Below are 19,467 nucleotides of genomic sequence, written 5' to 3' on the forward strand. Positions count from 1 at the left end.
TTGTAGACAATGACGGCGACAGAGAGCTCGGGCTCGGTCGACGCCGAATCCGCACCGGCGGTACCTGTCGTCGACGGCATCCGCGCGGCCATCGCCGACGGCGAGTTCGTCCCCGATCAGCGCCTCGTCGAAGCAGACCTCTCCGAGCGGTTCGGCGCCAGCCGCGCGAGCGTCCGGACCGCGCTGGTCCAGCTGACCAGCGAGGGTCTGGTCGAACGGGTGCAGAACCGAGGCGCCCGCGTTCGAGCGATCTCACTCGCCGAGGCCATCGAGATGACCGAGGTGCGGATGGCCCTCGAGGGGCTGTGCGCGGCCAAGGCGGCCGAGCGGTTGACCGACGACAACCGTGATCAGCTCCGCGGCATCGGCTCGGCCATGCAGGCAGCTGTCGCCGCCGGAGACCTCCTCGGCTACTCCGAGCAGAACAAAGAGCTCCACGCCCTGATCCGCGCCCTCGGGGGGCAGACAACCGCCAGGGCAATCCTCGAACGACTGCGCGGGCAGAACGTCCGCCACCAGTTCCAGCTGGCCATGCAACCCGGGCGGGCCGCCGCCTCTCTACCGCAGCACCTGGAGATCATCGAGGCGCTCTGCGCGGGTGATCCCGACGCCGCCGAGGCCGCCATGCGCAGCCACCTGCGCAGCGTCATCGACACCCTGCCCGACGTAGCGGCATCTCGACCACGACGGTTCAACGCCCTCTGACCCCGGCCGCCGCACTACGTCGGAATAGCCGGTGATCGGCTCGGGGAGTGGTGGCTCACCGGTTCAGCCGGTCGTCGAACGGCGGCCGGACTTTCGGCGTCACCGGGGACCGGTCACTACGCGAGTTGAACGCGAGTAATTATTCGTGTCACCATCGGGACATGTTCTCTCGGGCTGAGCTCGCACCGGCTGAGGCTGTCGACGCCGACACCTTGGTCTACCCACACCGGTTCAACAGCGCGCGCGAGCGCAACGAGCGCCTGGCCCGCCCGCTGCGCATCATCGCGGGGGTCACGACGGTGGATGAGCGATTGCTCGACCGGTTGGGCCGGCGGATGTTCGCCCGCGACGAACTCGGCGCGCGGCTGGTCAAGGCGATGCGCCTGGCGAAGGACGACCCCGAGCGGGTCACCATGGCGCAGTTCAACCGTGCCATCGCCGAGGGGATCGACGCCGTGGTCGAGGCACCCGAGGCGCTGCGCGAGTTCTTCGCGGTCGTCGACCAGGTTCCGGACTGGGTGGACTTCGATCTCGTCGAACGGGGAGCGCGGGCGTTCCGCCGGCTCGGGCGCAGCCGCGATGACGTATTGCTGCAGCTGTCGCTGATCGGCGGATACCGGTTCGCCGGACCGGCCGACCTGCTCGTGCAGACCGGTGGTCTGACCGGGTCGACCGCCCTGCGCCGGCTCGGGGAGACCCAGAAATGGGGCGACGCGGTCGGCACGCCGGCCGGCATGCGCCGGGACGGCGAGGGCTTCAAGCTCACCGTCCACGTGCGGGCGATGCACGCGCTGATCAACCACCAGTTCGAGACCAACGGCCGCTGGGACACCAGCCAGTACGGCCTGCCGATCAACCAGAGCGACCAGGCGGCGACACTGGGGCTGTTCAGCAGCACCCTTCTGCTCGGGGTCCGCGCGCTCGGGCGCATCGTGACCCGCCCCGAATCGCTGGCGATCATGCACCTGTGGAAGTACGTGGGCTGGCTGATGGGGGTCGACGAGGACTGGCTCTTCGACACCGAACGCGAGCAGAACACGTTCAACTACCACGTCCTGCTCGCCCAGGCGGACACCACACCGGCGGGTGCCGCGCTGGCCGTCGCGCTGGTCGACGGCCAGCTCACCCAGAACTACGGGCACCTGAACACAGTGCGCGGCCAGTACACCCGACTGCGGACGCTGAGCATGCTGCGCTACTTCCTGCGCAAGGACGGCCTGCGTGACCTGAACCTCCCGATCACACCGGTCTGGGCCGTCCCGCCCATCATCGCGATGAACGTCCTCGAATCAGGACTGATCGCCCGCACCCGCGCCGGGCGCCGCTACCTCGAACACGCGGGCGACCGGACGTCGCTGCGGCAGCTGCACCTCCGGTTCGGCACCGCACCGAAGGAGATCGGCGCCCTGCCGAGCTGACCGCCGCGGCGGCCGACCCACGGCTCGCCGTCAGGAGGCGACCTCGACGTACCGGGTCAGGATGCCGGTCCAGCCGCCGGACGAGGCGAACACGCCGCGCATCGTCTCGGCCTGGTCGCCGTAGCGCTCCAGGTGGCGGTGCCGCAGCTCGACGACGGTGCTCGTCCCGGCGGTATCGGCGGTGAAGCTGATCTCGACCTCGGTCTCCAGGGACGGGTCGAAGGTCCAGTTCGTGCCGATCTGCCAGAGCAGCACCAACTCGCCCGGCGGCTCCCAGCGAGCCACCCGGCCCCACTGACACTCAGTGCCGTCCACGCCGCGTTCGAACCAGCGGCCGCCGGGGTGGGGTTCGACGACGACCTGCGCGATGGCCGAACTGCCGATGGAATGCTCGCGCGGCCACCAGTCGGACATCCGCTCGGTGAACAGCGCAAACGCCCGATCGGCGGCAAGCGGGACGCTCACCGTGCGGTGGACCACGATCTCGGTGCTCGGGACGGTGTTCGGCTCAGTGCTCATCCCACTTCTCCTCACGCTCGCTCCCCGACTCATCGGCGGGGTCGGTCCGGGTTGCCGCCTCGGCTCGGGCGAGGGCGGCGAAGTTGTCCAGTGCGGTCGTCCAGAAGCGATCGAAGTAGTCGCGGACCGCCTCGAAGCCCGCTGGGTTGATCCGATACAGATGGCGAGTCCCGGCCACGGCCTCGATGACCAGCTCGGCCTCCTTGAGCACCCGCAGATGCTGCGACACCGCCGGCCGCGAGATCGGCAGCTGTTCGGCGAGTACGCCGACCGCCATGGGCCCGTCCAGGAGGCCCTCCAGGATGGAGCGGCGTCGGGGGTCACCGAGCGCGTCGAGCACGGCGGCGGCTGATGCGGACACATCGGTAAGTCTCTACGAACGGTAAGTGTGTGTCAACCGTTCGCTGAAACTTACCGTTGTACGTGCACCGGGGTACTCACATGACGAGGGCGAGCCCGATGGCGAACGCGCTGTAGAACAGCGCCGCCGCGGCGAGGAGCCGGGGGGTGAGGCGGCCGGTCCGCAGCAGTATCAGCAGGTAGGTCACGGCGGCGATGGTGGCGATGCCGGCCAGCAGGAGCGGTGTGTCGAATCGCCACGGGGTGAACAGCAGGCCCAGCCCGGACGGGATCGTTGCCTGGATCATCATGGAGCCGGAGATGTTGGCCAGCGCGAGCTGGGTCTTGCCCTGGCGCACCCAGATCAGGGCGTTCATGGTCTCCGGCAGCTCGGTGGCGATGGGCGCCAGCAACAGTGCCACGACCACCGGCGGTAGCCCGAGCGCCGGACCGGCCCACTCCAGTTGTCCGACGAACACCTGCGAGGCCGCAAAGATCAGCGCCAGCGTGATCAGGGTCTGGGCGACAACGGCGAGGCGGGACGGGACCTCGCGGCGGGGTTGGAGCTTGAGTGGCTCCAGGTCCGACGTCGTCGACGGTCCTCCGCCGCGCAACTCCCGCCAGAAGTACACCGCGTATGCGGCGAAGAACGCCACCCCCAGCCAGGGCTTGATGCTGAACGCGACCAGGCCGAGCCCGACCTTGACGGCGAAGACCGCCAGGAACCAGGTTTGGTCGCGGGCCAGCCGTCGAGTGTCGACTCCCTCGATGGCGTCCCGGGTCTGAGTCCGGGGGCCGATGTGCTCGCCCGCGTCCGGACCCGCGGCAGCATCGGGGACGGTGATGCGGGTGGCACGGGCTCGCCAACGACGGACGATCAGGGTCGCGCCGACGGTGGCGTAGGCGATGGTGCCGACCACCAGCGGGCCGCCGAGCGCGGCACCGACTCCGATGTCCGCGCCGTGCGGGCCGCCGCCGAAGGTGACCGCGACCAGGGTCACGACACTTTCCGGTAGCGCGGTACCGACAGCGGCCAGGACCGTGCCGACCGCCATCGCCCCGACGTTGAGCTGCAGGCCAAGCCATTCGACGGCGTTGACGAACCACTCGCAGGCCAGATAGATGACCACCGCGCATCCCAGCAGCAGCAGTACGTGGACCACGACTCACCTTCCCGCGCCGGGAGGATCTCAGTCGCGGTGCTGGGCGACCACGATCCGCGACGGATAGCTCATCCGAACTGGATCGAAGGTCTCGCCCACCCACCACCTCAGCGGTGTGGGTCCAAGGGCCGGGGAGTACGCGACTCCCAGTATGTCGACCGCTTGATTGGGGGCTACTCCCCTTCACGAACACGGCCACCCTAACGCCGGTTTCGTCGATTTCGCAATCGACGAAATGTTGGGCGAACCGAAGTCCCGATTCAGGCTCTCGCAACAATGGAGAACGCCACGGCTCAACCGCGGTTGTTGGCCGCCTCATCTGTCGGGCTGCCAGGCGCGACGCTCACCGAGTGCGCTGGGCCGACCCTCGGCACCGCGCCGCGGCCGTACCCCAGTGGCCCGCCCGGCTGCGCATTGTGCGGTTGGTCACACAGGTGGAGCCGCCCGGTCAGAGGCCGGGCTGACCCGATTCGCCGAGCCCACGTCCCCGTGCCGGGGAGATCAGGCGGGCAACGTTCCGCGCACGTGGCACACCGGTCACGCCGAGCCAGTCACGACACGTGGCCAGCAACAGTGCCAGGCCGTACATCGCGACAGGCAGCAGCACCAGCCCGACTGTGATCACGACGCTCATGCTCGCTCCCTCGGAGGCAAGATGAACGAAGGCTACCGGCCCAGGGCTGGTCGCGAGACCGCCGAGGCGGTGAATTTAGCCACTCCACACCTGAAAGTTAGGCGCGCCTCAACCGGGCGGTTCACTCGGGCGCGGCGCTACGTCAGCAGCAGGTCGACAGCTCTTCGCCGTCCTTGGTGCTGGGCGTCCCGCAGATGCACTCGCCCGTGTCCGGCTGTCCGAGGGTGTGGATGCTGGTGGCCCCGGGAGCGTCGGCCTTGACGGTGTAGACCTCCCACGGCTCGGCACCGGGCCCGTGCACCCAGACCTTGTCCTGCAGGGCGTAGCAACAGGTGGTGTCGTCCTCGACCTGGGTGAACAGGCCTAGCTCCGACAGTCGGCCGGTGGCGGTGCGGACCTCGTCGGTGGTCTCGACCTCGACGCCGAGGTGGTCCAGCACGGTGGGCTTGTCAGGTTCGCCCTCGATGAGCACGAGTTTCAGTGGTGGCTCCGCGATGGCGAAGTTGGCGTAGCCGGGGCGCCGCTTGGCCGGTTCCACGCCGAACAGCGACCGGTAGAACGCGATCGATCCTTCGAGGTCGGAGACGCGCAGGGCGAGCTGAACACGGGACATGCCGATCACTCTCCAGCTTGTTTCGAAGTCTGTCGAGACAAACCTTGCGGCCTGATTAGAGGACTGTCAAGATAGAAATGTGTCGAAACAGGAGCGCCTGCTGACGGTGCTGACCGAGGCGGCGGAGTGCTGCTCCCCGCTGGTGCGCGAGCCGTTGTCGGGCGGTCAGGCCGTTGAGCTGTCCCGGTTGTTCAAGGCGATGGGCGATCCGGTCCGGCTGCGGTTGCTGTCGCTGATCGCCTCCCACGCCGGCGGCGAAGCGTGCGTCTGCGACCTGTCCGGCGTCTTCGACCTCACCGGGCCGACGATCAGCCACCACCTCAAGGTCCTACGGGAGGCCGGGCTGATCTCCGGTGAACGGCGCGGCACCTGGATCTACTACCGGGTGCTGCCCGAGGCGCTGGGGCGGCTCGCCGCGGTACTCGTCACGGATGACGCTCCGGTGGTGACCGCGTGAGCGGTGACGACCTCACCTCGACCGCGGCATCCGGGGTTGTCGCCAAACTCTCCACCCTGGACCGGTTGCTGCCCGTCTGGATCATCGCCGCGATGGTGGTCGGGCTGGCCGGCGGCCGGCTGATCCCGGGCCTTGGCGGGGCGCTCGACGCCATCTCCGTCGACGGGGTCTCGCTGCCGATCGCGCTCGGCCTGCTGGTCATGATGTACCCGGTGTTGGCGAAGGTCCGCTACGACCGGCTCGACACGGTCACCCGCGACCGCCGGCTGTTGATCCCGTCGCTGGTGCTGAACTGGATCGTAGGCCCGGCGCTGATGTTCGCCCTGGCCTGGCTGTTCCTGCCTGATCTGCCCGAGTACCGCACCGGGCTGATCATCGTCGGGCTCGCCCGCTGCATCGCCATGGTCATCATCTGGAACGACCTCGCCTGTGGTGACCGCGAGGCGGCGGCGGTACTGGTGGCGCTGAACTCGGTGTTCCAGGTCATCGCCTTCGCCGGGCTGGGCTGGTTCTACCTGCACGTACTGCCCGGCTGGCTCGGCCTGCCCCAGGCCGATCTGAACATCTCCGCCTGGCAGATCGCGAAATCGGTGCTGATCTTCCTGGGTATCCCGCTGGTCGCCGGCTACCTGACCCGCCGCCTCGGGGAACGCGCGAAGGGCCGGGACTGGTACGAGGCGGCGTTCCTGCCGCGCATCGGCCCGTTCGCGCTCTACGGGCTGCTGTTCACCATCGTCGTCCTGTTCGCCCTGCAGGGCGACGCGATCACCAGCCGACCGCTGGACGTGGCGCGGATCGCGCTGCCGCTGTTGGTCTACTTCGCGCTGATGTGGGCCGGCTCCTACGCCCTGGGCAAGGCGGTCGGGTTGAGCTACGAACGCACCACGACCCTCGCGTTCACCGCCGCCGGCAACAACTTCGAACTCGCCATCGCCGTCGCGATCGCCACCTTCGGCGTCACCTCCGGGCAGGCCCTCGCCGGCGTGGTCGGCCCGCTCATCGAGGTCCCGGTCCTGGTCGCGCTGGTCTACGTATCGCTGGCCGCCCGCCGCCGCTGGAGCAACACCCCCACGCCAGCCAGAGCCTGAACCCGCTCTGGCTCGAGCCCGAGGAGCGATCGTGAAGAACGTCCCCGAAGTGCTGTTCGTCTGCGTCCACAACGCCGGGCGTTCCCAGCTGGCCGCCGGGCTGCTGCACCACCACGCCGCCGGTGCCCTGCACGTCCGCTCCGCCGGCTCCGCACCGGCCGATGAGATCAACCCCGCCGTGCGCGAGGCGATGGCGGAGATCGGGCTCGACATCTCGCGGGAGTTCCCCAAACCACTGACCGACGACGTTGTCCGGGCCGCCGATGTGGTCATCACCATGGGTTGTGGGGACGCCTGCCCCGTCTACCCCGGCAAGCGCTACCTCGACTGGGAACTGGACGACCCGGCCGGGCGGGGCATCGACGCGGTACGCCCGATCCGCGACGAGATCGACCGCCGCGTCCGTGCCCTGCTCGCCGAACTGCTCGGCACCAGCTCGACATGACAACCCGGGCACGGGTACGCATGGACTCCGCACCAGATCCGCTACGCCGAGCTGCTGTGGGGAAACTGTCTGCCCGCGCGGTACGACACTGTTGCGGCCGCGGTGCGGGCGATCCGGGCCGAACGGGCGACGCAACCCGGCTGAACCCTGGTCAGGACGGCAGTGCGCCGACCGCGCGGGCGATGACGAGGACCGAGGTCAGGAGTGCCGCGATGGACTCCACGGTCATCAGCAGCTTCGCCCGGGTGGACAGCGGCATCGTGTCGGTCGGGCTGAACGCGGTGGAGTTGGTGACGGAGACATAGAGGTAGTCGATGAGGGTGGGGACCCAGTCCGCACGGCCGCTGGCACTCACCGCGACCTCCTCGACGGCGTCGTCGTTCTCGTCCTGGGAGAACCGGAAGTCCGCGGCGGGTAGTTCGCGGCGCGAGCCGCCCTGGGTCCGTGCCACCGGACCGCCCCGGTCGAGTTCCCAGAAGATCAGCCCGAACGCGATGATGTTGGTGAACCACACCTGCCCGGCCGCGAGCAGCAGTTCACGTGCCTGCTCGCCGGTGACGGTCAGGAGGGCGTGCAGCAACAGTCCGAGGGCGACCTGGTTGGCCACGGCGATGACCAGGGCCACCGCCAGTGACAGCCGACGGGACCATCGCGTTTGGCGGGTGAGCCGGCGGGGGTTCACCACGATCACCGGTATGAGCAGCAGGATTTCGAGGGCGGGGACCACGTACCGGGGGACCGCGAGGAGCCGCTCCGGCAGCAGCGCGTAGAGCGCGATCGCAACCAGTACCGCGGCGACCGCGGGCAGCCGCGCCTCGCCCCGGCGTCCCTGGCGGGGGTGGGGCCGGTCACTGCGGCCGATCGCGCCGAGCATGGGTGCCTCCAGCTGTCCGGCCAAACCCGGGAGGCAGTCAGCATGCCACGACGTCGATCACGTCGAACTTCGTGATCGTCGACGGGTCGCTTATATCCGGGGCGGCGGTCACGGAGCAGAATGCGGTGGGACAGGATGGCAGTACCCACTGAGCCAGGAGGCGCCGGAGATGCGGATGAACGGCATGGCGGCGATGACCATGAGCGACTCGGTGTACGAGCGGCTGCTGCAGCAGCGGATCATCGTGCTGGGTCAGCAGGTGGACGACGAGATCGCCAACCGGATCGTGGCGCAGCTGTTGCTGTTGTTCGCCGAAGACCCGGAGGCCGAGATCCGGCTGTACATCAACTCGCCCGGTGGTTCGGTCATGGCCGGTATGGCCATCTACGACACCATGCAGTACATCGAGTGCGATGTGGCCACCTACGCGATGGGCCTGGCCGCCTCGATGAGCCAGTTCCTGCTCACGGCCGGGGAGCGGGGCAAGCGGTATGCGTTGCCGCACGCGCAGATCCTCATGCACCAGCCGTCGGCCGGCGTCGGTGGCACCGAGTCGGACATCGCCATCCAGGCCGAGCAGTTCCGCCGGCACAAGCGGGTGATGGCAGAGCTGACCGCGGAGCAGACCGGGCAGACCGTCGAGAAGATCACCGCCGACGCAGACCGGGACCGGTGGTTCACCGCCCAGGAGGCCTTGGAGTACGGCTTCATCGACCATGTCGTCTCCCGGGTGACCCAGGAGCCGAGCGGACAGTAAGCCAGCGGGCGCGTCCGAGACCGCCCCTCGCCGAGTTCAACCCCAGCGGCTGTTGATCATGTTGGGGTGCCCGCCGCGGTTGAACTCGGCGGCGGCGTCCGGGAGTGGCACTGAATTCGGATTGCCTACGCCGGCCGTTCTCTGACTAAGGTCAGAGAATGGATCCGACCTCGGTCGCGCAGGTGCGCCGGTTCAACCGGACGGTCACCCAGCGGGTGGGTGCTCTCAACGACAGGTTCCTCGGCCGGGACCGGCCGCTGGGCGAAGCGCGCCTGTTGTGGGAGATCGGGCCGCTGGGCCGTGACGTGCGTTCGCTGCGCGCCGAGCTCGGCCTCGACTCCGGTTACCTCAGCCGGCTGCTGCGAGCACTCGAGGCCGCCGGGTTGGTCACCGTCGACGCGGACGACGCCGACAAGCGGGTTCGGGTCGCCCGCCTGACCCCGGCCGGCGCGGCGGAACGCCAGGCTCTGGACCGACGCAGCGACGAGGTGGCCGAGATGCTGCTCGAGCCGCTGAGCCATCGGCAGCGGGACCGGCTGGTCGCCGCGATGGCCGATGTCGAACTGCTGCTGCGCGCCGGGATGATCGAGATCGAGGAGACCGATCCCGGCCACCCGCACGCGCGCTACTGCCTGAACTCCTACTTCGCCGAGCTCGACGCCCGGTTCGAGGGAGGCTTCGACGCCGCGCGGTCCATCCCCGCCCCCGAGGCCGGGCTGCGGCTACCCGCCGGGCTGCTCCTGGTGGCCCGCCTCGGCCCGGACCCGGTGGGCTGCGGGGTTCTTCGGTTCCACGGCGAGCGGCACTGTGAGATCAAGCGGATGTGGGTGGCAAAGACGGCCCGCGGTGTGGGCCTCGGCCGGCGGTTGCTCGACGAGCTCGAAGCTCGCGCCACCGCGCACGGCGCCCGGGTCCTCCGGCTGGAGACGAACGGTGCACTGACCGAGGCGATCAGCATGTACCGGTCGGCCGGCTTCGTCGAGGTGGCGCCGTTCAACGACGAGACCTACGCCCAACACTGGTTCGAGAAGCACCTCACCGGGTGAGCCAGCCGCACTGACCAGCCCCCGTGAGTGGCGAGTGGTCCCCTGGGACCACTCGCCACTCACGGGACAACTGTCGAGCTCAGACCGAGACCAGGTCGCAGACGAAGATGAGGGTCTCGCCCGGCGCAATCGCTCCACCGGCGCCGCGGTCGCCGTAGCCCAGGTGCGGCGGGATGGTCAGCTGACGGCGCCCGCCGACCTTCATTCCCTGCACGCCCTGGTCCCAGCCGGCAATGACGCGGCCGGCGCCGAGCGGGAACTGCAGCGGCGTGCCCCGGTTCCAGCTGGAGTCGAACTCCGCGCCGGTGGACCAGGCGACCCCGACGTAGTGCACGGAGACCGTGGAACCGGCCTTCGCCTCGGCTCCGTCGCCCTCCCAGATGTCCTTGACCTGCAACTCGGTCGGCGGCTCGCCTTCGGGGAAGTCGACCTCGGGCTTGTCGGTGCTCATCGGCGCGTCTCCTTGTGTGCGGTGCTTCGCCTGGCGCCGGGAGTTCCTGGGCAGGCGGCACGGGCTGCTGTCGGCCACGCGGGTCACCCGTCGCGACGGCACCCACGCTACCGAGAGCTGATCAAAGCTGTGTGGGGCACCTGTGCTCGCGGGACCGGCCGAGCTCCCGCGACCCGGCCATCCCGCCGTTCGCCGGGAGCCCTCCACCCGGTCGGCCTAGCGGGCATTACGCCAGGTAGGGCCCAGGTGCAGCTGGCCGCCATCCTGGACGACCGGCACTACATCAAGAAGCCGACCGACCGGGCCCACACCGTGCGGGCGTTCCAGAGCCTGCTCGACCAGCGCAGCCAGTTCATCACGTTCCTGACGCTGTTCACGGCGGCGGTCGCGGCGATCTTCCTGGTCGTCGGCGGGATCGGGGTAGCCAACATCATGCTGGTCGCGTTCGCGGTGAGCCTGGTGATCGGCCTGGTGGCCGGCGTCTACCCGGCGAACCGGGCCGCCCGCCTGCTGCCCATCGAGGCGCTGCGCTTCGAGTAGGCCGCGGCGCGCTCAGTGCCCGCGCAGCTCGTCCAGCACCTTGGCGATCCGCCGCTGCCTGGTCGCCTCGGCCTTGGCGGTCCCGACCTGGCGGGCGTGCTCGCGGCGGCGGCTGGTGGACAGGGCATCGAACGCCTGCCGGGCCCCCGGCTCCCGCTCCAGCGCGGCCGCCAGCTCGGCGGGCACCGCGACCTCACGGGGAGCGGTGTCCAGCTCGATGTCCACGTCCACCTGGTCGCCGGCGGCCACGCCGGCCAGGTTCCGGTTCTCCGCGCTGAGCGGCACGAAGTACGCCCCGCCCATCGGCGCCACCGTGGTCCGGTAGGTGTGGGCGCCGACGGTGACCCGAACCGGCGGGCGGCGGTGCGAGCCCAGCCCGGTGACCACCTCCTCGGGCACCCGGATTCCGGTCGCGGTTTTGCCGCCCAGCTCGACGGTGGCCTGGAAACGCATGGCCGGGAGTATCCACCCTCACCCGGTCGAGGGAACGTCATATTAGAGCCCGCAACAATCCGCCGAGGATTTGTCCGTGGCCTCGTTTGTGCTGCGCAACTGTGGGGTAACTCTTGGGCGTGCATTCGTGTCTCGGGTGGTGTGGCGCATGCCGGGGCCGTGGTACACAGCGGTTAGCTCGAGTGCGGTGTCCCGGCGTCCGTCGCGGTCGCCACCCTCGGGTTGGTCTCAGCCGCCGAGAGCCAGCCGTGGCGCCCTGACCAGCGCCCCGGACGAGTAACTCTTTGTCCTGTATTTGGGTTCTCAGGTGGTGCAACCGAACTGATCTTGTGATAGCCAATGCAGCCAACGGGCTGTGGCAGGGCGGCCCGTCGAAATCGGAGATACGGAGAGATCACATGATCGGCGCCATCGTCTCGTCAATCATCATCGGCCTCGTCCTGGGTGTGCTCGCCCGGCTACTTCTCCCGGGCAAGCAGAACATTCCGCTTTGGCTCACGATCGTGGTCGGGATCGTGGCTGCTTTTATCGGCAACTACCTGGCGACGCTGCTCGGCGTACGGGTCACACCCGGCTTCGACTGGATCCGGCACGGCATCCAGCTGGTGCTCGCCCTGATCGGCGTCGGTGTCGTGGCCGGCATGTACAGCAAGAAGGGCGTCCGGAGCTAGAGGCCGCCTAGAGCGCGAACTTCCTGGCCGCGGCCAGGAACGCGTCGTTCTCGTCCGCGCCGGCGACGGTGACCCGAACACCGTCGCCGGCGAACGGGCGAAGGATGACCCTTTCGCGCTCGCAGTGCGCCGCGAACTCGGTGCTCCGCTCGCCGAGTGGCAGCCAGACGAAGTTGGCCTGGCTCGCCGGCACCTCGAAGCCCAGCGCGAGCAGCTCGTCCCGGACCCGAGTCCGTTCCTCCGTCACCTCCGCGCAGGTGCCCAGCAACTCCGGCAGACAGTCCAGCGCCGCCGACGCCGCCGCCTGGGCCAGCGAGTTCACGCTGAACGCCGGGTACACCTTGCGCAGCGCTCCGATCACCGACGGATCTCCCACCGCGTAGCCCACCCGCAGCCCGGCGAGCCGGTACGCCTTGGAGAACGTGCGGAGCACCACCACGTTGGGCCGGCCGTCCAGCAGGGTCAGCCCGTCCGGCACGTCCGGGTCGGTGACGAACTCGTGGTACGCCTCGTCCAGCACCACCAGGACGTTCGCCGGCACCTCGTCCAGGAACGCGCACAGCTCGTCGCGGCGCAGCGCCATTCCGGTCGGGTTGTTCGGCGTGCACAGGAACACCAGCCGGGTGTGCGGGGTGATCGCCGCGGCCATCGCCTTGAGGTCGTGCCGGTACTCCGCGTCCAGCGGCACGGTCACGTTCCGCGCGTTGCTGACCCGCACGACGATCGGGTAGGCCTCGAACGACCGCCAGGCGTAGATGACCTCGTCGTCCGGACTGCCGCAGACGATCTGCACCAGTTGCTGGCACAGCAGCACCGACCCGCAGCCGACGGCGATCCGGTCGGTGGACAGGCCGTGCCGGTCGGCCAGTCGGGCGGTGAGTCCGGTCACCGCCGGGTCCGGGTACCGGTTGCCGGCGGCGGCCGCCGCGGCGATTGCGGCGAGCACGGCGGGCGGCGGCGGCAGCGAGATCTCGTTGCTCGCCAGCTTCAGGGAACCCGGGACGGTGCGTCCCGCTGCGTAGGCCGGGATTGCGTCGAGGTCAGCCCGGATCGTGGCGTCCATAAGGACGCACGGTAGTCGGAACCGGCCGGCGGTGGATCGGTGCATCGGGCCTGCATTCGGCATCGGGGACGACGACATGCGAGGCTGGCACCATGACCGATGTCCGCACCGAGACCGTGCCCCTCGAAGACGGCAGCGAGCTGCTGCTGACCGTCGCCGGGCCGGACAGCGCGGTACGCGGCGGGATCGTTGTGCTGCACGAGTCCAGAGGGGTCACCGACGGGGTTCGCTGGCTGGTACACAGCCTGGCCATGGAGGGCTGGCAGGTCGTCGCGCCGCACCTCTACCACCGCGACGGGGACGACGAGCAGGGCGCCGACGACAAGACCGACCAGCAGGTTCGCGACCAGGTCAACAGATTGACCGGGTCCAGCGTGATGGCCGACACCGACACCGCGTTCGGCTGGCTGGCCGAACGCGGCATCACCGCCGACCGGATGGGCGTGATCGGGTTCGACATGGGCGGCTCGGTGGCGCTGGTGGTGGCCGCGAAGCGCTCCCTGGGCGCGGCGGTCACCGTCGCCGGCAACCACATCTCCGAGCCGCTGTCGACCGACCTGCCGTCGCCGCTGGAGGCCGCACCCGAGGTGACCTGCCCGTGGTTGGGGCTGTTCGGGGAGCGCTCGAAGGATCCGTCGCTGCACGACGTGGAGAAGCTGCGCGCCGCCGTGGCCAGCTCGGAGGTCGCCAGTGACGTGGTGATCTACCCCGAGGTGGACCACCGGTTCGACGAGGACCACCAGCACTCCGCCGACGCGTGGCAGCGCACCCTGAACTGGTTCGACGCGCACCTGCGCTGATTCGAGCCCGGCTCGGGAGTGACACCCGCCCTGATCGGCTGGCCGACTCGGTAGCGGTCGGCCATGCTGAGTGGCATGACCGACAGTGCCGCCGCCTCCGCCGCCTCCGCCGATCTGCCCGAACAGATCTGGTCGCCCGATCCGGACCGGGCGCAGGCCAGCGGCATGGCCGAGTTCGCCCGATGGGTGGCCGAGCACCGCGGAGTGCACGCGGCTGACTACTCCGAGCTACATGCCTGGTCGGTCAGTGATATCGCCGGGTTCTGGTCGGCGCTCGCGGAGTTCTCCGGGGTGCACTTCCACGACCAGCCGGACACCGTGCTCGGCTCGCGGGCGATGCCCGGCGCCGAGTGGTTTCCCGGTGCCACGCTGAACTACGCCGAGCACTCGCTGCGCTCCGGCGACGGCCGGGCCGACGGCGACCTCGCGGTGATCTTCGTTCGGGAGGACGGGCTCGAGCGGACCGTCACCTATGGTTCGATGCGCGAGCAGGTGGCGAGGGCGCGGGCCGGGTTGGTGGCCGCCGGAGTCGGGCGGGGCGACCGGGTCGTGGCGCTGGCGCCGAACTGCGTGGAGACGCTGGTGGCGTTCCTCGCGGCGGCCAGCCTGGGTGCGATCTGGTCGTCCTGCTCGCCGGACTTCGGCAGCCGCGCGGTACACGACCGGTTCGCCCAGATCGAGCCGACCGTGTTCATCGCGGTGGACGGCTACATCTACGGCGGCAAGAGCTACGACATCCGGTCCACCGTGGAGGCGCTGCGCGGCCAGCTGCCGACCCTGGCGGCCACCGTGCTCATCCCGTACGTGAACACCGACGCGACCCTGGACGGCACGCTGAGCTGGGCGGAGTTCACCGCTGACGGCTCGGCGGAGCTGGCGTTCGACCCGGTCCCGTTCGACCACCCGCTGTGGGTGCTCTACTCCTCGGGCACCACCGGGCTGCCCAAGGGCATCGTGCACGGGCACGGCGGCATCGTGCTCGAGCACATCAAGGCGCTGCGGCTGCACTTCGACGTCGGCCCCGGCGACCGGCTGTTCTGGTTCACCACCACCGGCTGGATGATGTGGAACCTGATCATCTCCACGCTGCTGGTCGGCGGTACCGCGGTGCTCTACGACGGCCACCCCGGCCACCCCGGCCTCGGTGCGCTGTGGGCCATGGCCGAGCGGCACCGGGTCAACGTGTTCGGGGTGTCCGCCGGGTACGTGCAGGCCTGTCTGAAGAAGGGCCTGCGGCCGCGCGAGGACCACGACCTCACCTCCATCCGGGCGATCGGTTCCACCGGCTCACCGTTGTCCTCGGAGGGATTCCGGTGGATCGCGGACGCGGTGGACGAGCGGATCCAGATCGTCAGCTGCTCCGGCGGCACCGACCTGTGCGCGGCGTTCGTCGGCGGCTCGCCGACCGTGCCGGTGTGGCTGGGCGAGATCTCCTGCGCCGCGCTGGGCGCCGCGGTGAAGGCCTACGACGAGGCCGGCAAGGAACTGGTCGAGGAGGTCGGCGAGCTGGTGGTCACCGAGCCGATGCCGTCCATGCCGGTGTTCTTCTGGAACGACCCGGACGGCAGCCGGCTGCGCGAGGCGTACTTCGAGGACTACCCCGGGGTGTGGCGGCACGGGGACTGGATAAAGATCACATCGCGGGGCTCGTCGATCATCTACGGGCGCAGCGACTCCACGCTGAACCGGGGCGGCGTCCGGATGGGCACCGCCGACTTCTACGCGGTCGTCGAGGCGTCAGACAAGGTACTGGACTCGCTGGTGATCGATACGTCGTCGCTGGCCAAGGACGAGGGTGAGCTGCTCTGCTTCCTGGTGCTGGCCGACGGCGTGGAGCTGGCGGACGTGCAGCCGGCGCTGCGTACCGAACTGCGCCGTGAGCTGTCCCCCCGGCACGTGCCGGACCGGTTCATCGTGATCGACGAGATACCCCGGACGCTGAACGGCAAGAAGTGCGAGGTGCCGGTGAAGAAGATTCTGGCCGGCGTCGCGGTGGACAGGGCGGTGAGCCGGGGCGCGCTGGCCAACGCGGCGGCCCTGGAACCGTTCGTGGCGCTCGCGGCGGCCCGCTGAGCAGCGACTTCGGGCCGGATCGCGGACGGTGGTGTACCCCTTTGATTCGGCCCGGAGCGGCTGTGTAACCTATCCATCTGGAGGCCGACAGGCTTCGGGAGGCTTCGCCTAGTCTGGTCTATGGCGCCGCACTGCTAATGCGGTTTGGGGTCACCCCCCATCCCGGGTTCAAATCCCGGAGCCTCCGCGCAACACCCAGCCGCGGCTGGTATACAAGTGAACATGCGCTCGTAGCTCAACGGATAGAGCACTTGACTACGGATCAAGAGGTTGCAGGTTCGAATCCTGCCGAGCGCGCAACGAAAGTCCTGGTCAAAGCCTATATCGGGCTTGTGAGACCGGCCCTGATAGCACTCAGGGGGCCGAAAATCTCACAAAATCTCACAGTATTTAGTTGATCTAGTTTCAGCTGAACAGTTCGGCGAACGCCTCGGACCCAGATTCGAGGTCCTTGGCGCTCGGGTGGATGTACTTCCTCGCGGCCATGCTCAGGTCGGCGTGACCGGCCCAAGCGGAGATCGTTGGCGGTGGGACCCCCTTCTTGCTGAGGAAGGTCAAGGCCGCGTGCCGAGTGTCGTACAACCGCACCGGCCGTAGACCCGCGGCGGCGGACAGCTTCTTGAAGCGCCGCCGCAGCCAGTCGGTGCGCTGCGGCAGGCCCAGCTCATCGGCCAGCACGTAGACGCTGCCACGGTGTGCATCGGGGCCGGCGGCGAGCCGTTCGGCGGCGTGGCGCGCCTTGAGGGTCCGCAGCGCGGCGGTGAGCTGCGGTGGTAGGGGCAGCTCGCGCCGACCAGCCTCCGTCTTCGTCGACTTCTCGACCACCTCCAGGCCGTTGTCCGTGGCGACCAGCGTGCGGGCGTTCTGCACCTTGAGTGTCCGACCATCAAGGTCAATGTCGGACCAGCGCAGCCCGCACACTTCCTCGGGCCGCAGACCCATGACGGCCATCATCATGATGGGCCGCATCCGCTCGTCCAGGGACGACAGGAACGGGCGGAGGTCGTCCTCAGTCCACGGCTCACGGACCGTCTTGATCTGAGCCGGGCATCGCACCGGGGCGGCCACGTTGTACGGCACCAGCCGGCGGTGCACCGCACTGTCGAGGGCCGCCTTCAACCGGCTCAGCGTGAGCTGAACCGAGCGGGGCGACAGGCCGGTGCCGGGCTTCCCACCGCGCCGCCGACCCGACGTCAACATCCAGTCGACCAGGTCCTCGACGTCGTTCGTGGACAGCTTCTGCAGTTGGCGGGCGCCGAGCCGGTCTCGCACCGGTCGCAGCGCGTCCTCGTAGTTGCGGACGGTCGCGCGTTCCCGGCCCCTGGTGGCGCTGCGCAGCCACTCGGTGACGTAGTCGTCCACGGTGGTCTTGGTTGGCATCGAGAAGGTGCCACCGTTGACCCCGGCCATGATCTTCGTCAGCTCGGCGCTCGCCTCCCGGCGAAGGTCGAACGTCCTGGTCAGCTGCTTGCGCTTGCCGGTCTTCGGGTCATCACCGATGTCGACGATGAACCGGTACCGGATCTTGCCCTTCACCTCAATCGGCTTGATCGGTGGACTCGCCATCTTCACCATTCCCTTCGGTCTGCTCGGCTACGTGTTTGAGCGCGGCCGTGACGGCCATGCGCACAACTGACTCAAGATTGCGGTTGGCCTCCTCGTAGGCACGCTTGTATGCCTCTTCGCGTGCACTGGTGATCGCGGAGGCGGCATCGTCTCTGGCGGCCTTGAGCTCCTTGGCGGCTGATTCGAGTTGGTTCAGCACGGTGCTCCCAGAGTTGGAGAACCAGTTCTCTAGCTGATCTCGGCCGTCTCGGGTGATTCGCTCAAGCTCCGGGCCAACTAGCCAGTGATCTTCGGGCTTCGGGATGTAGTTGATCGCGCGGGTGAACTGGAGCCATGCCGCAGCGCGCTCCTCGTCCGTCTGCGCGTCCTTAGCGTCTGGCCCAGGGAGTGGCGGCAGACGTTCGCCAACCATCCACTCGTAGACCATGCGGGCCCGTGTCGTGGTGCCGCCGGTGACCGGGTACTCGGTGTCGTTCTCCGGCAGTAGCAGCGCGAGCGGGGATACCCCCAGTACGTGGGCCAGGGTCAGCAGCTCGTCCACGGTGATCCGGCGTCGTGGCTTGCCTTCCTTTCCGCGCGTCTCGATGAGGTACATCTGCCCGGTTGTCAGGGGTAGTCCCTGGTCAGCGCACTTGGCAATGACTTCTTCGACGGACCAGTCTCGGCGCTTGCGGGCGTCCCGCACGCGCTGGCCGATGAGATCGTTCAGCTCAGAATTCGACATCAGATGGAACATTACCAGACAGCGTGGAGTCTGTGGTACAACTGGTGTAGGCCAGTTCATCCGGAACTGTTCGACCTGAACGAGAAACGAGACTGTGAGATGACCCAGCCTCCAGCAACGATCAGCTACCCGCCGTCGGCGGCGCAGACGCTCAACGACCTCCGGCAGGGGCCGCCCACCCTGGACATCCCGACCGCGTGTAGGTGGATCGGCATCAGCAAGGCCCACGGCTACGCGATCGCCGCGAAGGGCGACTTTCCGGCGAAGGTGATCAGGGTGGGCGCGTCCTACCGAGTGATCACCGCGTCGCTGATCCGACTCTTGGAGGGCGCGGACGCGGCGTGATCAGGGCAAAAAAAAGGGGGCCCCGGCTGGCCGGCCCGGGCGCCCTCACCACCTATAACCCCAAGAACAGGATGCCATGACGTACCAACCAACGGCAAGCAGGGCCGACGATCAAGTTCCCGAGATCTGGGTCCTACAGGCACTGCCGACCGGGTTGCTGGCCGAAGAATCCAAGCGGCTGGACGCCGAGCTGACGGTCCGCCGCGAGGCCGAGCGCGGCCGGCCGAGTTCCCGTCAAACCGACGAACTCCAGGACCGTGCGTCCGCAGCCCGGCTGATCGTGAAGCGCCGTGAAGCGATGCGCCGCCACCCGTCGGGGGGTGGCCGCAGTGACCATCGGACAGCGTGACATCGGCGCCGTCGAGGCGTTCTTGGTTGACCTGATCACGGCCGGAGTCGACGGACCCCTGCCGATGCTGGGGTCCGCCGAGTGGTCTGCGGCCGACGAGTCGACCCAGCTGGCCGCGTTGGCCGCTTGGGCGCTTGGTGGAATCCGCGAGCTGGACCCGCGTGTGATCGAGGTACGTTGCGCTGCCGAGTTGGCCGCGCATGCGCTTCGAATGAAGGCCGCCGCTGTAGATGTCCACAGCGCCGCCGACTGGGCCGACCAGGCCCGGCGCCACGAAGCCCAGCAGCGGGCGCTCCGTGCGCGCGCCCAGCCCTACGGAGCAGCGGTATGAGCGCGCCCTTCGAGCCGACCCATGGGGACACCTCAGGGACACC

At 68.9% G+C, this 19,467-nt stretch carries 24 protein-coding genes and 2 tRNA genes; 15 read left to right on the top strand and 11 right to left on the bottom strand.

Annotation, left to right across the window (positions count from 1 at the left end; all coding sequences use genetic code 11):
- The first annotated feature begins 9 nt into the window (after positions 1–9).
- The gene (locus tag ACTXG6_RS05875) at positions 10–705 is read left to right on the top strand and encodes a GntR family transcriptional regulator (protein ID WP_445186738.1); all 696 of its coding nucleotides are present in this window, start codon (positions 10–12) and stop codon (positions 703–705) included.
- A 161-nt stretch (positions 706–866) separates the two neighbouring features.
- A complete protein-coding gene (locus tag ACTXG6_RS05880) occupies positions 867–2,123 on the top strand; it encodes an oxygenase MpaB family protein (protein WP_445186739.1) in 1,257 nt (418 codons plus the stop codon).
- A gap of 30 nt (positions 2,124–2,153) precedes the next feature.
- On the opposite strand, the gene ACTXG6_RS05885 is transcribed toward ACTXG6_RS05880, so the two are convergent.
- The 5 genes from ACTXG6_RS05885 to ACTXG6_RS05905 all read right to left on the bottom strand — a co-directional run bounded on the left by ACTXG6_RS05885 (position 2,154) and on the right by ACTXG6_RS05905 (position 5,391).
- Complete coding sequence (locus ACTXG6_RS05885; protein WP_445186740.1) at positions 2,154–2,642, bottom strand: SRPBCC family protein; 489 nt, start codon at positions 2,640–2,642, stop codon at positions 2,154–2,156.
- On the bottom strand, positions 2,632–3,003 hold the full coding sequence (locus ACTXG6_RS05890) for an ArsR/SmtB family transcription factor (protein ID WP_445186741.1): 372 nt from the start codon (positions 3,001–3,003) through the stop codon (positions 2,632–2,634). Before ACTXG6_RS05890 ends, ACTXG6_RS05885 begins: the two co-directional genes overlap by 11 nt.
- A gap of 76 nt (positions 3,004–3,079) precedes the next feature.
- Positions 3,080–4,144 carry a sodium:calcium antiporter gene (locus ACTXG6_RS05895; protein ID WP_445186742.1) on the bottom strand — a complete coding sequence of 355 codons (1,065 nt, stop codon included), beginning with the start codon at positions 4,142–4,144 and terminating at the stop codon, positions 3,080–3,082.
- A gap of 448 nt (positions 4,145–4,592) precedes the next feature.
- On the bottom strand, positions 4,593–4,778 hold the full coding sequence (locus ACTXG6_RS05900) for a hypothetical protein (RefSeq protein ID WP_445186743.1): 186 nt from the start codon (positions 4,776–4,778) through the stop codon (positions 4,593–4,595).
- A 142-nt stretch (positions 4,779–4,920) separates the two neighbouring features.
- Entirely contained in the window at positions 4,921–5,391 is a 471-nt protein-coding gene (locus ACTXG6_RS05905; RefSeq protein WP_445186744.1) for an ArsI/CadI family heavy metal resistance metalloenzyme, read from the bottom strand.
- A 79-nt stretch (positions 5,392–5,470) separates the two neighbouring features.
- On the opposite strand from ACTXG6_RS05905, the gene ACTXG6_RS05910 reads away from it, so the two are divergent.
- Genes ACTXG6_RS05910 through ACTXG6_RS05920 form a run of 3 tightly spaced genes read left to right on the top strand, consistent with a single transcriptional unit; the run spans position 5,471 to position 7,381 of the window.
- Complete coding sequence (locus ACTXG6_RS05910; RefSeq protein WP_445186745.1) at positions 5,471–5,848, top strand: ArsR/SmtB family transcription factor; 378 nt, start codon at positions 5,471–5,473, stop codon at positions 5,846–5,848.
- On the top strand, positions 5,845–6,936 hold the full coding sequence (arsB, locus tag ACTXG6_RS05915) for an ACR3 family arsenite efflux transporter (protein ID WP_445186746.1): 1,092 nt from the start codon (positions 5,845–5,847) through the stop codon (positions 6,934–6,936). Before ACTXG6_RS05910 ends, arsB begins: the two co-directional genes overlap by 4 nt.
- Before the next feature lie 31 nt (positions 6,937–6,967).
- Positions 6,968–7,381 carry an arsenate reductase ArsC gene (locus ACTXG6_RS05920; RefSeq protein ID WP_445186747.1) on the top strand — a complete coding sequence of 138 codons (414 nt, stop codon included), beginning with the start codon at positions 6,968–6,970 and terminating at the stop codon, positions 7,379–7,381.
- A 151-nt stretch (positions 7,382–7,532) separates the two neighbouring features.
- Here the strand turns inward: ACTXG6_RS05920 and ACTXG6_RS05925 are convergent, their stop codons facing one another.
- Positions 7,533–8,255 (bottom strand): hypothetical protein, encoded by a 723-nt coding sequence (locus ACTXG6_RS05925; protein ID WP_445186748.1) that lies wholly within the window; start codon positions 8,253–8,255, stop codon positions 7,533–7,535.
- 175 nt (positions 8,256–8,430) lie between these two features.
- Here ACTXG6_RS05925 and ACTXG6_RS05930 point away from each other — a divergent pair, with 175 nt between their 5' ends.
- Together ACTXG6_RS05930 and ACTXG6_RS05935 are read left to right on the top strand one after the other, a co-directional pair.
- Positions 8,431–9,012: an ATP-dependent Clp protease proteolytic subunit gene (locus ACTXG6_RS05930; RefSeq protein WP_445186749.1), complete on the top strand. Its 582-nt coding sequence runs from the start codon at positions 8,431–8,433 to the stop codon at positions 9,010–9,012.
- A gap of 158 nt (positions 9,013–9,170) precedes the next feature.
- Positions 9,171–10,058 (top strand): bifunctional helix-turn-helix transcriptional regulator/GNAT family N-acetyltransferase, encoded by an 888-nt coding sequence (locus ACTXG6_RS05935; protein ID WP_445186750.1) that lies wholly within the window; start codon positions 9,171–9,173, stop codon positions 10,056–10,058.
- A 79-nt stretch (positions 10,059–10,137) separates the two neighbouring features.
- Here ACTXG6_RS05935 and ACTXG6_RS05940 read toward each other — a convergent pair whose 3' ends face one another.
- Entirely contained in the window at positions 10,138–10,509 is a 372-nt protein-coding gene (locus ACTXG6_RS05940; protein WP_445186751.1) for an FKBP-type peptidyl-prolyl cis-trans isomerase, read from the bottom strand.
- Between the two features lie 246 nt (positions 10,510–10,755).
- Between ACTXG6_RS05940 and ACTXG6_RS05945 the strand changes: the two genes are divergently transcribed.
- Positions 10,756–11,049 carry an ABC transporter permease gene (locus ACTXG6_RS05945; protein ID WP_445186752.1) on the top strand — a complete coding sequence of 98 codons (294 nt, stop codon included), beginning with the start codon at positions 10,756–10,758 and terminating at the stop codon, positions 11,047–11,049.
- A 12-nt stretch (positions 11,050–11,061) separates the two neighbouring features.
- On the opposite strand, the gene ACTXG6_RS05950 is transcribed toward ACTXG6_RS05945, so the two are convergent.
- Positions 11,062–11,502 carry a YdeI/OmpD-associated family protein gene (locus ACTXG6_RS05950; protein WP_445186753.1) on the bottom strand — a complete coding sequence of 147 codons (441 nt, stop codon included), beginning with the start codon at positions 11,500–11,502 and terminating at the stop codon, positions 11,062–11,064.
- 398 nt (positions 11,503–11,900) lie between these two features.
- On the opposite strand from ACTXG6_RS05950, the gene ACTXG6_RS05955 reads away from it, so the two are divergent.
- Positions 11,901–12,173: a GlsB/YeaQ/YmgE family stress response membrane protein gene (locus tag ACTXG6_RS05955; protein ID WP_445186754.1), complete on the top strand. Its 273-nt coding sequence runs from the start codon at positions 11,901–11,903 to the stop codon at positions 12,171–12,173.
- A gap of 7 nt (positions 12,174–12,180) precedes the next feature.
- Here the strand turns inward: ACTXG6_RS05955 and hisC are convergent, their stop codons facing one another.
- A complete protein-coding gene (gene hisC, locus ACTXG6_RS05960; RefSeq protein WP_445186755.1) occupies positions 12,181–13,236 on the bottom strand; it encodes a histidinol-phosphate transaminase in 1,056 nt (351 codons plus the stop codon).
- 92 nt (positions 13,237–13,328) lie between these two features.
- Between hisC and ACTXG6_RS05965 the strand changes: the two genes are divergently transcribed.
- From ACTXG6_RS05965 to ACTXG6_RS05980, 4 genes are all read left to right on the top strand, one after another.
- On the top strand, positions 13,329–14,036 hold the full coding sequence (locus tag ACTXG6_RS05965) for a dienelactone hydrolase family protein (protein ID WP_445186756.1): 708 nt from the start codon (positions 13,329–13,331) through the stop codon (positions 14,034–14,036).
- Positions 14,037–14,111: 75 nt separating this feature from the next.
- Positions 14,112–16,109 (top strand): acetoacetate--CoA ligase, encoded by a 1,998-nt coding sequence (locus ACTXG6_RS05970; protein ID WP_445186757.1) that lies wholly within the window; start codon positions 14,112–14,114, stop codon positions 16,107–16,109.
- Positions 16,110–16,206: 97 nt separating this feature from the next.
- Positions 16,207–16,296 (top strand) — tRNA-Ser (locus tag ACTXG6_RS05975).
- A 37-nt stretch (positions 16,297–16,333) separates the two neighbouring features.
- Positions 16,334–16,406 (top strand) — tRNA-Arg (locus ACTXG6_RS05980).
- Positions 16,407–16,514: 108 nt separating this feature from the next.
- On the opposite strand, the gene ACTXG6_RS05985 is transcribed toward ACTXG6_RS05980, so the two are convergent.
- Both ACTXG6_RS05985 and ACTXG6_RS05990 read right to left on the bottom strand, forming a co-directional pair.
- On the bottom strand, positions 16,515–17,675 hold the full coding sequence (locus ACTXG6_RS05985) for a tyrosine-type recombinase/integrase (RefSeq protein ID WP_445186758.1): 1,161 nt from the start codon (positions 17,673–17,675) through the stop codon (positions 16,515–16,517).
- Positions 17,647–18,411, bottom strand: coding sequence for a hypothetical protein (locus ACTXG6_RS05990; RefSeq protein ID WP_445186759.1), 765 nt, complete (start codon positions 18,409–18,411; stop codon positions 17,647–17,649). Before ACTXG6_RS05990 ends, ACTXG6_RS05985 begins: the two co-directional genes overlap by 29 nt.
- A gap of 87 nt (positions 18,412–18,498) precedes the next feature.
- Between ACTXG6_RS05990 and ACTXG6_RS05995 the strand changes: the two genes are divergently transcribed.
- Together ACTXG6_RS05995 and ACTXG6_RS06000 are read left to right on the top strand one after the other, a co-directional pair.
- Positions 18,499–18,744 carry a DNA-binding protein gene (locus ACTXG6_RS05995; protein WP_445186760.1) on the top strand — a complete coding sequence of 82 codons (246 nt, stop codon included), beginning with the start codon at positions 18,499–18,501 and terminating at the stop codon, positions 18,742–18,744.
- A gap of 329 nt (positions 18,745–19,073) precedes the next feature.
- Entirely contained in the window at positions 19,074–19,424 is a 351-nt protein-coding gene (locus tag ACTXG6_RS06000; RefSeq protein ID WP_445186761.1) for a hypothetical protein, read from the top strand.
- Positions 19,425–19,467 lie beyond the last annotated feature (43 nt).

It is taken from the genome of Pseudonocardia sp. Cha107L01, from assembly GCF_052566575.1.

Bases quoted from the DNA above. Each gene is read 5' to 3' on its own strand.
- ACTXG6_RS05955 (WP_445186754.1), top strand. From the start codon at position 11,901: ATGATCGGCGCCATCGTCTCGTCAATCATCATCGGCCTCGTCCTGGGT.
- ACTXG6_RS05935 (WP_445186750.1), top strand. From the start codon at position 9,171: ATGGATCCGACCTCGGTCGCGCAGGTGCGCCGGTTCAACCGGACGGTC.
- ACTXG6_RS05930 (WP_445186749.1), top strand. From the start codon at position 8,431: ATGAACGGCATGGCGGCGATGACCATGAGCGACTCGGTGTACGAGCGG.
- ACTXG6_RS05990 (WP_445186759.1), bottom strand. From the start codon at position 18,411: ATGTTCCATCTGATGTCGAATTCTGAGCTGAACGATCTCATCGGCCAG.
- ACTXG6_RS05880 (WP_445186739.1), top strand. From the start codon at position 867: ATGTTCTCTCGGGCTGAGCTCGCACCGGCTGAGGCTGTCGACGCCGAC.
- ACTXG6_RS05900 (WP_445186743.1), bottom strand. From the start codon at position 4,778: ATGAGCGTCGTGATCACAGTCGGGCTGGTGCTGCTGCCTGTCGCGATG.
- ACTXG6_RS05965 (WP_445186756.1), top strand. From the start codon at position 13,329: ATGACCGATGTCCGCACCGAGACCGTGCCCCTCGAAGACGGCAGCGAG.
- ACTXG6_RS05940 (WP_445186751.1), bottom strand. From the start codon at position 10,509: ATGAGCACCGACAAGCCCGAGGTCGACTTCCCCGAAGGCGAGCCGCCG.
- ACTXG6_RS05985 (WP_445186758.1), bottom strand. From the start codon at position 17,675: ATGGCGAGTCCACCGATCAAGCCGATTGAGGTGAAGGGCAAGATCCGG.
- ACTXG6_RS05875 (WP_445186738.1), top strand. From the start codon at position 10: ATGACGGCGACAGAGAGCTCGGGCTCGGTCGACGCCGAATCCGCACCG.
- hisC (WP_445186755.1), bottom strand. From the start codon at position 13,236: ATGGACGCCACGATCCGGGCTGACCTCGACGCAATCCCGGCCTACGCA.
- ACTXG6_RS05950 (WP_445186753.1), bottom strand. From the start codon at position 11,502: ATGCGTTTCCAGGCCACCGTCGAGCTGGGCGGCAAAACCGCGACCGGA.
- ACTXG6_RS05885 (WP_445186740.1), bottom strand. From the start codon at position 2,642: ATGAGCACTGAGCCGAACACCGTCCCGAGCACCGAGATCGTGGTCCAC.
- ACTXG6_RS05925 (WP_445186748.1), bottom strand. From the start codon at position 8,255: ATGCTCGGCGCGATCGGCCGCAGTGACCGGCCCCACCCCCGCCAGGGA.
- ACTXG6_RS05995 (WP_445186760.1), top strand. From the start codon at position 18,499: ATGACCCAGCCTCCAGCAACGATCAGCTACCCGCCGTCGGCGGCGCAG.
- ACTXG6_RS05970 (WP_445186757.1), top strand. From the start codon at position 14,112: ATGACCGACAGTGCCGCCGCCTCCGCCGCCTCCGCCGATCTGCCCGAA.
- ACTXG6_RS05905 (WP_445186744.1), bottom strand. From the start codon at position 5,391: ATGTCCCGTGTTCAGCTCGCCCTGCGCGTCTCCGACCTCGAAGGATCG.